At 59.5% G+C, this 11,805-nt stretch carries 10 protein-coding genes; 1 reads left to right on the forward strand and 9 read right to left on the reverse strand.

Features of this window, described 5'->3' with window-relative positions; translation table 11 throughout:
- Positions 1-340 precede the first annotated feature (340 nt).
- Positions 341-1,888, reverse strand: a complete 1,548-nt coding sequence (locus tag J3U87_RS12750) for a C10 family peptidase (protein WP_237383424.1) — start codon at positions 1,886-1,888, stop codon at positions 341-343.
- A 276-nt stretch (positions 1,889-2,164) separates the two neighbouring features.
- Here J3U87_RS12750 and J3U87_RS12755 point away from each other — a divergent pair, with 276 nt between their 5' ends.
- Positions 2,165-3,100, forward strand: a complete 936-nt coding sequence (locus tag J3U87_RS12755) for a LysR family transcriptional regulator (RefSeq protein WP_237383425.1) — start codon at positions 2,165-2,167, stop codon at positions 3,098-3,100.
- 338 nt (positions 3,101-3,438) lie between these two features.
- On the opposite strand, the gene J3U87_RS12760 is transcribed toward J3U87_RS12755, so the two are convergent.
- The 8 genes from J3U87_RS12760 to J3U87_RS12795 all read right to left on the reverse strand — a co-directional run bounded on the left by J3U87_RS12760 (position 3,439) and on the right by J3U87_RS12795 (position 11,781).
- Positions 3,439-3,816, reverse strand: a complete 378-nt coding sequence (locus J3U87_RS12760) for a ComEA family DNA-binding protein (RefSeq protein WP_237383426.1) — start codon at positions 3,814-3,816, stop codon at positions 3,439-3,441.
- Positions 3,817-4,292: 476 nt separating this feature from the next.
- A complete protein-coding gene (locus tag J3U87_RS12765) occupies positions 4,293-4,766 on the reverse strand; it encodes a GNAT family N-acetyltransferase (protein WP_237383427.1) in 474 nt (157 codons plus the stop codon).
- A gap of 703 nt (positions 4,767-5,469) precedes the next feature.
- Positions 5,470-6,519, reverse strand: a complete 1,050-nt coding sequence (locus J3U87_RS12770; RefSeq protein WP_237383428.1) for a DUF4340 domain-containing protein — start codon at positions 6,517-6,519, stop codon at positions 5,470-5,472.
- A 4-nt stretch (positions 6,520-6,523) separates the two neighbouring features.
- Entirely contained in the window at positions 6,524-8,542 is a 2,019-nt protein-coding gene (locus J3U87_RS12775) for a Gldg family protein (protein WP_237383429.1), read from the reverse strand.
- Positions 8,543-8,555: 13 nt separating this feature from the next.
- The gene (locus tag J3U87_RS12780) at positions 8,556-9,311 is read right to left on the reverse strand and encodes an ABC transporter permease (RefSeq protein WP_237383430.1); all 756 of its coding nucleotides are present in this window, start codon (positions 9,309-9,311) and stop codon (positions 8,556-8,558) included.
- Positions 9,308-10,240, reverse strand: a complete 933-nt coding sequence (locus J3U87_RS12785; RefSeq protein ID WP_237383431.1) for an ABC transporter ATP-binding protein — start codon at positions 10,238-10,240, stop codon at positions 9,308-9,310. Before J3U87_RS12785 ends, J3U87_RS12780 begins: the two co-directional genes overlap by 4 nt.
- Positions 10,241-10,843: 603 nt before the next feature.
- Positions 10,844-11,062, reverse strand: a complete 219-nt coding sequence (locus J3U87_RS12790; RefSeq protein WP_237383432.1) for a hypothetical protein — start codon at positions 11,060-11,062, stop codon at positions 10,844-10,846.
- A gap of 11 nt (positions 11,063-11,073) precedes the next feature.
- Positions 11,074-11,781 (reverse strand): tetratricopeptide repeat protein, encoded by a 708-nt coding sequence (locus J3U87_RS12795; protein WP_237383433.1) that lies wholly within the window; start codon positions 11,779-11,781, stop codon positions 11,074-11,076.
- Between the last annotated feature and the right edge of the window lie 24 nt (positions 11,782-11,805).

Below are 11,805 nucleotides of genomic sequence, written 5' to 3' on the forward strand. Positions count from 1 at the left end.
ACCATCGAACCGTCTTTCGCTTTGCGGGTCGGCGACGGGAGGGGCACGCTTCCAGGTCTCGGCGTTCAGGTGCCAGGAGGACACACCGCAGCGGTGGTTCCGCTGAAACGGTCGCCACAACACCTCAAAAGCCTGGAGTTACGATCCTGTGCCCCTCCAGAAACAAAATCAATCCAGCAGGATGGGCACGGCATCAGGTTTCAGGCGTCAGGTCTTAGCAAGATGCTTATCATCAACCGATTAGCTAAAACCTGAGACCTGGCGGCCGGGACCAGTTGGCAGTTGGTACCCAACCGAGCCCAAGGAACTATTTCAATAAACCGCTGTATCTGGATTGGCACTACCGAACGCGGATCGGCAGGGCGACCCAGTTGTTGGATTCATCGGTTTCGGCCAGGTCCCCGTTGGCATCCGCGACCAGGACGATGTACCAGGAGCCAGGCTCGGTGCCAACCGGAATCCGCACATTGGCGCTTTCTTCGGAGCCCGCGCTCCCCGCCAACGCGGAGACCGCATCGTAGTTGCGATAGGTATCACCCGAATCCCAGACGGCATCGGTGGAGAAGTAGTACTTGAGGCGTGTTGGGCCTGCCGACAGGTTGCCGGCGTTGAATACCTCGACCGACACGGGGACCTGGGTATCGGCCACGGCTTCGTCGAAGGCGAGCGCGGCATCGCGAAGGATGAGGTCCACCCCTTCGATGGTCGGCTGCGGATCGGGGCCATCGCCACCGGGGGCGGGTGTGGGCCGCGGATATCGCACGATCAGGTCGACCACGGACCGATCGGCATAGCCATTGACAGCGACGAAAATGCGACCGGGCCCTTCTAGCGAACACTGTTCGTCCGAGCCTTCGAGATAGGGGCGACAGTCGTATTCGGTTTCGGTCGGCGCCGCCTCGGATCGGAGGTGGAGGTCGGCATCGCCGGTCCCCTGCATGCGCACGTCGAACGTGCCCTCACCCACATCGAAGGGCCCGAAATGGCGCCACTCGCCGGCCTGAACCGTGGCCGCGTGGCTGGTTTCGATCCAGTCGCCATCGGGCGTATCGCCAGCCATGGCGGCCGCGAACCCGTCTTCGGGTTCCAATCCCACATAGATCATGGCTTCGCGGTTCCACACACTTTCGGAGCCTTCGGGTTGAAGGTGGAACAGATCGTAGTATCCATTGGCGTGTCCGGCCCATCCCCAGTTCACATGAACCTGGCCCGAGTCGTCGTAGCCGTCGATGACGAAGGCATGACCTTCGCCATTTTGGTTGCGTGCCATGTGCAGAACCGGGCGACCCTGGTCCAACTCGTCGATGACCATGGCCCGCCATTCCTCGTCGCTGTAGAGTTTGTAGCCGTCCGCGGTGGCGCGCAGGGCGACGTACATTTGGCGGCGACCCTTGTTGTTGTAGCCAAAGGCGTAGCGCACGGCGTTCTCGAGTTGCTTCCCGGTGGCGGGGCTGCCGGTACCCAGGTCGAACTGGACATTGAGGGCTACGCCGACCTGAAAGATGAAGGTGGAAACCGCATCGATCTCGTCCTGCGTGGCACCGCGGAGGTGATCGGGCATGTGGTTCCAGGGAAAGACGGTTTGGGTGAGATCCAATTCGAGGTAACGCGGATCGAGGTTTTCATTGTCCAGCCAGTAGGAGACCGAATTGAACCCGCGATCACGGTAGCGGTAATAATTCAGAATCTGGGCCAGAGCCAGGGTGGTACAGCCAGGATAGGTTCGCTCACCCGAGAGGAGCGGTGTCTGGCGGTTGTAGGGCGCGCTTTGCCCCCATTCCGTTTTGATCATGGGTGGGACGGCGGCCGCCACCTGCACGAGTTGAGAACAGAAAAAGATGAGAAAAATGGAACACAGAACAGGACGCGTCCCCAAAGTCATACGCATGAATCCTCCTGAGCCGCAAAGGCCGGCATGGTGCATCGCCTTCATGGCCGAAGCGCAATGGATCGGTCGGGTCGTTCCGAGGGAAAACCGCATGGCGCCGAACGATTTGAGACCAGCAGGGTAGGGAGCCCGTGCCCGGCTTGCGGGAGAAACGAGAAGCCGGATCGACCCGACCTTTTTGGGTGCTCCGAAGAGCAAGGCCAGATTCTACGCTTGCGCACCTGGCGGGGAAAGGTTAAAAAAATGCAAATGCCTATCCCATTTTTGGAACAATCCATGCCTCATACCCACTCATACGATTTAAATGACGCGGCCTTTTTCGTGACACTATCCCGTTCGACCAGTTTCGCCGAGGCGGCCGAAAAGTTGGGGATCCCCAAATCGACGCTGAGCCGGCGCATCGCGCGATTGGAAAGCGCGCTGGGGCTGTGCCTGGTGACGCGCAATACGCGCCACATGCGGTTGACCGAAGCGGGTCTCGCATTCGCGGCGCGTTGCGGCCCTCCGGTGGAGGCGTTGAACCACGCGTGCCGCACGCTCACTCGCGATGACGACGTACCGCGGGGTCATTTGCGGCTCTCGGCCTCGGTGACCTTCGGTAGTCGGGTCCTCAGCCATTGGTTGTTGCGATTTCTGGAGGTGTACCCGGAGGTGAGCCTGGACGTGATCCTGTGCAACGAGAACCGCGACCTGCTCACCGAAGAGATCGACCTCAGTTTCCGGCTCGGTCCCTTGGCGGACAGTTCGTACCAGGCGGTGCCGCTGTGGTCGGTGCCCTTCGTGGTGTGCGCCGCGCCCAAGTACCTGGAGCGAAACGGCGTGCCGCGACACCCGGAGGATTTGCGGGATCACCGGTGCATTCTATCCGAGCCGCGGCCCGGAGATAGTTGGGGATTCGTGGATCGGTTGGGAAAGGAGCTGTGGATTCCGGTTCGTGGACGAATTCGGGTCAACGAGTTACTGGTATCGGTTCGGGCGGCGACGTCCGGTGCCGGCATCGCCTACCTGCCACGAATGGGGGTCGGCCAGGCGTTGCAGCGGGGCGACCTCGTCGAAATACTGGGGAATTGGTTGCCGCCGGCCCCGACCATGTATGCCTTGTTCCTGCCGAAACGGCCCATTTTGGCGGCGGTACGGGTCCTGGTCGACTTCATCAAGGACCGAGCCCAGGAGGCCCCGGCCCGAGATCTGTACGAAGGCACCGCATTCTGACGTGTGAACCCGACAAACGGCTCCTGACCGAAAACCGCAAACGACGCACCAAACCCTCGACGTGAACGCATACGAGCAGGCTGCTCCCACGATTCGTCATGTTGCCGGAGTTCGGCCAGGACCTTTTGGGGGGGTTGAAGGTTGAAAGGGCGTATAGGGATGGGTGTCGTGATGGGTTGGGGATCGGTGAAGTGAGGGGAAGGCAGGTCCCGCCGATTCGTGGACGATACCCCGCGGGGAATCGTAGCGAGGCCGGATCCATGCGCGGATTCGCGGATCGAGCGTCGGGCGGGAAGGTCGGTGGACGTTCCCGTGACCCGGGGCACCTCGAGAGGGTGCTAGATCCTGATTTTCGATTTCAACTTTTCGAAGGTCTTTTCACCGATGCCCTTCACGTTCATCAGTTCTTCGGGCTTTTTGAACTTGCCGTGTTCTTCGCGGAAGGCGACGATCCGCTCGGCGATCTTGGGGCCGATTCGGGGCAGGGTCACCAGTTGATCCACCCCGGCGGTGTTGATGTTGACCGTATCGCCCTGCGATTCGCCAGGAGCGGCCTTTTGTGCCTGTTTGTTCTTTTCCGAGGGCGATGCCTTCTTCGTTTTCGCCTCTTCGGCGACGGCGGTCAGCGACAGCAACAAGACGGAGAGCATCAGCAGTCGGTGCCACCAGGGGACCTGGGAGCGGAGGGGTGTGACGTGGATTTCGTTTCGTTTCATGAGTGTCTCCTCGAACCCGTTCCAGGGGAACGCTGGTTTTTTCGCCCGGTGAGGGCGTGCATACCACCGGAGTAGTCATCGACGATCCCCGACCGTGAAAAAGCCACGGCATGTCAGGCCTCGACTTTATCTTATTGGGGAAGACGAGTCGGTAGCGCATCTGTGGGATGGGTAAAGGCAAAGGCGCTGCCAACTTCATTCGCGAATAATTTTCTAAACACCTGCATTTAAATAGTTTTTATATGCCACAATTGACCGAAACCGGGCCTGTGTCAAGTGGCGTTGACGCGCTTTCGGGTCGCGAAACCGAGGAGGCCGACAAATGTAGAAAAGCCATGGGTGTATCGATTTTCGGGAGGCCAAATGCAGATGTCGCGTTTTGTGAACCGATGACAACGGTTCCGAAAGGTACATTGGCAGAATCGACGGTGGAGCGGCTCTGACTCGCGCGGCGCTCCGAAAGCGGGTGGTTTTTTCTAGGGTCGGTTGGACTGGTCTTCTTTGGAAAGATCCCAGCGGACGACGCCCTTGACGGTGACTTCCGCGCCCAACCGCTCGTAGAACCGAATCGCCTTGTGATTGTCGGCTTCGACTTCCCAACGAATGCGGCCCACGCCACGGGCCTTGCAGAGGTCGCGTACGCGCAACATCATCGACTCGCCGATCTTTTGCCCTCGGAACCGAGACCAGACGAAGACGTCGTCGATGTTCATGTAGGTGGTGCCGAGCCAGATGGAGTAATTCCAGGTGTAGGACGTGTACCCGGCGATCTCGCCGTCGACCTCGGCCAGGAGGACCCCGAACTGGGGTGCTTCGCCGAAGCCGGCTTGCAACAGTTCGTCCCGGTCGGTGACCACGAAGGCCGTCTGGTCGTGGTACTCGGCGATGGCGATGATCAGATCGTAGAGGGTGTCCACGTCTTCGGCGGTCGCTTCTCTCAAGGTCAACATCGTGCACTCCGCAATGGTATCTGGCCCGAGCCACGAGGCCTCGGGTGTCGACAAGTTATCACGAACCAGCGAGATGGACCAAGTGGCGATGGTGCCGATGGCGTGGTTGACGTGACGACGCTCTCGGCATCGCACCACTTTGCCGCAGGGACCTTCGGGGGAGGTTCGGCTTCGCTCTTCGGGTTTATCTACTGATCAGATTTGGGTTGCTTCGATTGGTGAGCTGCCAAAGGCACGACGTCTCTTTTTTGAGGCGGGTACCTCCAACTGCCATGCTCTGGCGGAGAAGGTACTCCGAAGATGCACGCTTCGCTCTTTTTTTGCTTTAAAATCGCAACCTGGGTTGCTTCGATTAGTTGAGCTGGCAGCTCAACCTACCGGGCACCACACCTCTCTCGATGCGGGCACTTCGGAGTAGGCGACTTCGGTGAAGTTCGAGCGGAGAGAACCGGCTTCGCTTTTAAGTGTAATTGCATGCGGTTGCTTGGGTTGCTTCGTTTTGTCGGGCTGGCAGCCCAACCTACCGGGCACGGCACTTCTCCCGGGATGCGGGAACTTTGAAAGGCATGGCTTCGGTGGAGGCGCCCGAGAGGGATCGAACTTCGCGGTTGGGCTTTATTTCAGGCACATGAAAAAAGGACCGGCGCCCCGTGGAGTGCCGGTCCCTCGTCGATCGGATCCGTTTCGAACGGCTCGAAACGCCTCAGCTCTTGTCTTTCTTCTCCGGCGTTTCGATCAGGTCCTTCTTGGCCTTGGTGAACTTGCCCGCGACGGTCTCGGTGACCTCGTAGACCCAACTACCGTGATGGTTGTTGAACTTGGTCACCTCGTCGGCGCGGCTGAGAATCTTGGATTTCTCCTCGAGCTGCTCCTTGGTGTCCTCTTGGGAAATGCCGACGCGGTCCAACTCGAAGGTGGCCTCTACCTGCAGGTAGTGCTTGCCGTCCTGCTGGGCCAGGGCGAAGGCATACCCGGACTTGTCCTTGAGGTTGAGGGTCAGGGTCCGCGCGAAGTTCAGGCCGGCTACCGCGGCGTCATCGGCCAAATAGACCTTTTCGAAACGCAGCGAACGGGCCGCGCCCTTGACGCTGGTCAACTCGGAAGACTTGGCTTCCTTGCCGCCGGGAATGTCCTTGAGGGTGAGGGTTCCGCTCTCGTCTTCGATGAGATAGTCCCCACCCTGGATCGAGGCGATGTCGGCTTCCTGGACGTCGAGAATCTCCTTGTCGAGGAAACTGTCCGACGTGCTGCTGAGGAACACCCCGCGACTGGAGAGATAGATCGGGCCGGCCTCGCCATCGAGGCGGCGAATGTAGTGGCCGCGCCCGTCATCGGTGGATTTGCCCACGAGGAAGTGGACCATGTCCTTGCCGGAGCTGTCCTTCAAGGTGATTTCGGTGCTTTCCTCACCGCCTGGCTGAACACCCAGTTCGGCGGCCAGGCTGTCGCTGGATCCCACTTCCTTCTCGAGGCTGATTTCCAGGATGCCGCGCAGGAAACGGTTGATCGACTCGTTCTTGGCGGGGTAGCCATGGGTGCTGCTGACCACATAGGCATCGTCGGCCTTCTTGAGGACCACCGTCTCGCCGGATTTGGTGATCTCGACCTGGTGGATGTTGTCGGGATTGAGCTGGGACAGGAACTTCTGTCCCCGCTCGAAACGCTCGGCGCGGGTTACGGATGCGCGATAGGAAAACAGAGAGATGGCAAACAGCGCGACGGCGATGCCACCCAGTACGGCGTTCAATCTCATGATCCTACCTCCTCACCTTTTTCTGTTTGGAACGGCGCGCGTAGAAACTGAACAACCCAAACAGGCAGACGGCACCCGGCATGGCGCCGATGATGCTGGCACGCACCCATTGCTCCACACCTTCCAGTTGCGCACGTTTCTGTTTGCGGATCTCCCGAAGGGCACGGTTGCCCTCGTTGATCTTGTCGTTCAAGGATTCGATTTCGTCCTGCAGTTTCTTTTGAAAGAGTACGGCGTTCTTTTCGTTGATGCCACGTTGCTTCTCGCGCAGATCGTCCTGGAACCGTTCGATGTCGGCGCGCACCTGACGCTCCTGCTCCAGCATGTCCGCGTCGGCCTGGGCCTCGATGCGGTCGAACAGCTCGAACGGACGGCGAATCTGCCTTTTGCTGCGCACGTTCATCAACTCTTCGGAACCCAGCAGGAAATCGACGGAGTTGAGCAGCACCTTGTAGTTGTCGTTGGCGGCGGCCACGCCGAAGAAAGAGCGCTGGAAGGCCAACTGATCGGTGATGAAGTCCACGTCGCCAAACACGATCAGGGTGGATTCCGCATGGCTTTCGGCGGGAATGGCGGCCTTCTCGATCATTTCGGCGTCCTCGGGCACGGGCATCTGGACGCCGGGCGGCAGGCCGGGTGGCGGCCTGGGCGCCTCGGCGGGGAAGGAGGCCCCTTCCGGATAGGCGTCGGCGAGTTGGCCCTTGATCATCCAGGCGAAGACCTGGGCCTCGTCGGCCGGAGAGAATTTGTCGATGATCTTGCCGGGATTGTTGAGATCGGTATAGGCCAGGCTGTCGCCGGATTGGGAGAAGCCGGGCTTGATTTCCACGGAGCCGCCGGCATCGGTGGTCCGCAGCAACGGGGTGAACTCGGCGGTCGCCTTGTCGGTTTTCTGGAGCGCACCCACCAGGAAGAAACGCAGGTTCGCCAACCCGTTGAGAATCGGCACCTCGGGATTGGCCACCTGGCCGATATTCTGATCGGTCACCATCAGGTCGGTGATGACCTTTTGGGCCGGACCACGGCGATCCACCATCCGCTTGACACCCAGTTCGTAGTCGACCACAAACTGGTCTTCCTCGCGTTTCAGTCCCCAGGTGTCCAGCAGGTTACCCAAGGTGGAGGCCGGCTTGTACTGAATGGCGGCCCAGGGGTTGTTCGGCGACTGCTCGGGCTGATCCTCGATGCAGTAGGGATCCAGGAACACCATGGTCTTGCCGCCGGTCACGACCCACTCGTTGATGGCCCAAAGCTGCTTGTCGGTGAAGTCGCGCGGGTGGATCACCATCAGCAGGTCGTAGTCGTCCTTGGAGATCGCGTCGCTCTCGGCATCGATACGGCTGATCTCGTAGTGCTCCTTGAGCACATCCATGCTGGTCCAGGGCTGGCTGGGCGCCTTGCCCTGGGCTTGGAGCAATTGGTTCATGTAGGGGTTGTCGTCGGGAAGCGGCTCGATCCCGGAGAGGATCCCGATACGCTTCTTGGTGGGCCACAACAGGTTGTAGACCTTCTTGGAGATTTCGTACTCGATGGTCTCCTGTTTGTCGGGCGACAGGAACTCGATCATGTCCTTGGAGCCGGTCTGCGTCTGGAACACGAGCCCGAAAAAGAACAGATCGCCGTATTGGTTGATGGGTTTGCCGTCCAGACCGAAATCGGTGGCGTCCTGGGCCTCGTCGCTGTCGGGCACGGGATCGATGAACTTGACGCGGATCTTGCCGCCGCTGTAGCGCTCGTACTCGCGCAACAGGTTGCGGATGTACTGTTCGTAGGTGACGAAGTTCTTGATCATCTGGGGCAGGGACTTGCCCGCGGTGTGAGAGAAGTAGAGGCGGATTTCGATGGGCTTGACGCCTTCGCTCTTCATCTTCTCGATGATCTGGTGGGTTCCCTTGGTCAGGGAGTACATCTTGGTCTCGGTCAAATCGAGACGGGCCCCCTCGGTATTCACGTTGAAGACGTGAACCGAGAACATGGTGATCAGGGCGATGAGCAATATTGTCAACAAGCGATTGGATTTCACGGTTCCACCTCCCTCACGATGCCTTGAGTTGATTGAGCAGCATCATGCCGCAACCCAACCAACCGCCGATCAATACGACAAAAAAGGCGACGGTGCGCAACTCGAGCAGCCCGCGCATCAGCGATTGGAAATGGTCGATCAGGCTGAGCGCGGAGAACAGTTGCTCCAGATAGCCGCCGACGCCGGCGATACTGCCGATGGCTTCCAAGACCTGGGGCAAGCCCAGAGACAGAAGGAAGACGGAAGCGGCGACGGAGAGAATGAAGGAGACGACCTGGTTTTTGGTCAGGGCGGAGAACAGCATCCCGATCGACAGGAAGGCGCCGGCCAACAGGAAGGAGCCGAAATAGCCGGTCACGATGGTGCCCCAATCGGGACTGCCCAACACCGAAACCCAGATGACGACGGGGAAGGTCAGCGCGAGCGCGACACCCAGAAAAGCCCATCCCGCCAGGAACTTACCCAGGTAGGAACCCTGCAGGGTCACGGGTAGGGTGAACAGCAACTCGACCGTTCCGGTCTTGCGTTCCTCGGCCCAGAGCCGCATGGCCACGGCCGGGACCAGCACCACGAAGATGTGCGGTAGGTAGCTGAAAAACGAAACCAGGCTGGCCTGACGCAGCTCCAGGAACTGTCCGAAATCGCGCGCCACGGTCAGCCAACCACTCGCCATCAGGAAGATCACCAGGAAGATGTACCCCAGCGGGGTGGCGAAATAGGCCTTGAATTCACGTTTGAAGATGGCCGAAAGGCCGGTGTACCTGCTCATGCACAGACCCCCTCGGTAATTTCACGGAACAACTCTTCCAGCCGTCCCTCCTGGACCGCGATGGACGTGACCGCCACGCCCTCGAGCAGGTCCATGACCTCGCCCAGATGGTTTTCACGGTCTTTCGCCACGATTTCCCACTGGGTTTCGGTCTGGCGAATCACCCGCTCACACCAGTTCTGGTCTTCGATGCGCTTGGCCAGTGCCTTGTCGCCCTCGGCCAGCTCCAGCTTGATGACGTTGTGGTTGTCGGCCCTGGCGATCAATTCCTGGGGCGTGCTGTCCACCAGGATCTGCCCTTTGGAAATGATCAGGGCGCGGTTGCAGACGCGTTCCACCTCGTCGAGAATGTGGGTGGACAAAATGATCGCCTTGTTGCGAGCGATGCGATTGATGAGATCCTGAACCAGAGCTTTCTGGTTGGGATCCAAACCGTCGGTCGGCTCGTCGAGAATCAGGACCTCGGGATCGTGAATCAGCGCCTGGGCCAGCCCCACGCGGCGCTTGAAGCCTTTGGAAAGTGTCTCGACCGTTTGGTAACGCACGTTTTCCAGGCCCGTCATGTCGACGACCCGATCGATCGCCGCGGCCTTGTCGGCAATGGCCCTGGCGTCGGCGACGAATTCGAGAAAGCCGGTCACGGTCATTTCGCCGTAGGCCGGTGCGCTTTCGGGCAGGTAACCAATTTTCTGGCGAACGGCGAGAGATTCGGTAAGCGTGTCGTGGCCGGCCACCCGGACGGCGCCACTGTCCTGCTCCAAAAAGCAGGTAATGATCTTCATCGCGGTGGACTTTCCGGCGCCGTTCGGGCCCATAAAGCCGAAAATCTCGCCGCGACGAACTTGGAAGCTAATGTCATCGACCGCTTTGATCGGGCCGAAATATTTCTTGATGTTGCGAACGTCTACCAGTACTTCGCCTTCCATCATACTCCTCTCAATTCGATATTTTGGGAGCCTTGCAGCGAGCGACCCATGAATGCGAGTCAGGGGGAAACCGTGACGGCGGGTCGTTCGCTGGGACATCGAAGGACCGGAACCTCGGTCTTCGAAAGAACGGTGGCCTCGAGGCCGTGGTCAACTCGACCGAACGAGCCAGGCAACCGCGAACTTTTAGAGTGGCCAAACAAGAGCCATGATCTGCCTCAATGACAAATTGTCGAAGCCGTGCCGGAATGACACGACGGCAGGGCGGAACTCGGGAGAAACCGCCGAAGGGGTTTGAATCTCGCCGATCCTGAGCGAAAACCGTACCACGCGACCATCGAACCACGATGACCTGGCGAAAGGTGGGTGAGGTCGCCATCCAGAAACGTCGGTGTTCCGGACCGGATCACGCCGTTCGAGATCGACCCGCGCCTCGTGATGCCGAGCAATTGCTTGCCGACATGGGACTTGGCCATGATCGACACCCGAAACCGGCACCAAGCCGAGAGACCGGTCCCTTTCTGGATGGCCATTAGCCTAGCACAGTGAGGTAGACAATAGATTTGGATGGTGAACCCACTACGCCTAAAAACCCCGAAACCGGGCCTAGAGGGACGGTTTCTCCAATTCGATCTTTTCCACGTCGCCCTGCACCGGTTCCAAGTGACGCTCCTGAAGGTTGATGATGGAGGTATTGACGTCGTCCTCGGTCAAGAACCGCTGCCACGGTTCGAGGCGCTCCTCCTTGGGCGGCAGGAAATCGCGCTGATCCAGCGCGACCATCTGATCCAGAATTTTGGGATAAAGCGGATGCACGTCGCTCATGAAAACCCCACTCATTCGTCTTGATAGTACTGACGCAGAAACTGGGTGGCCTCGTCGTTGGCGGGATCGATGGCCTTGACCCGTTTCCACAACTGAATCGCCTTGTCGATCTGGCCCAAAGCCTGGTGGGCCTGGGCCAGGTTCAACAGAACCGGAATGCTCTGCGGATTGATGTCGCCTGCCTGCTCCAATAACTCCAACGCGGATTCGGGCGTGGCTTCGAGAAGGGCCAGGACGCCGCGGTTATTGAGCACATCCACCTGGTGGGGATTGATTTGGGTGGCCTTCTGAAAAGCGACGATCGACTTCTCGGTCTGCCCCAGCGCCGTGTAGACCACGGCGAGATTGTTCCAAATTTCGGCCGACTGGGGATTCTTGTTGGAGGCCTCCTCGAGGATGTGCATGGCTTGGCCCAGTTCGTTACAGTAATAGAGTTGCACCCCGTAATCGTTGAGCTGGGCCGCGTCCGCACCACTCGATTCGTCGTCGACGGGTCGGGTTCGCAATGGATCGCCGCCGGATTTGGCCAAACTGGATTCCATGCGGGCGATCGCCTGGGAAACCTGCTGGGAAAGGCTGCGCATCAACCGCTCGGAGAGCTGGTTGAATTGCTCCTGCCATTGTTCGTTCATGTGGGTCAACGCAGCTTTCAGCTCGGGCGACAGGGACGCTTGGTTGGGCTCGGCCACGCGTTCGGCGGTGGGGTTCTCCTGATTCATGTGCTCTCCCGTTTCATCTCAATC

Source organism: Sulfidibacter corallicola (assembly GCF_017498545.1).
In the GTDB taxonomy this organism is placed as follows: Bacteria; Acidobacteriota; Holophagae; order Acanthopleuribacterales; family Acanthopleuribacteraceae; genus Sulfidibacter; species Sulfidibacter corallicola.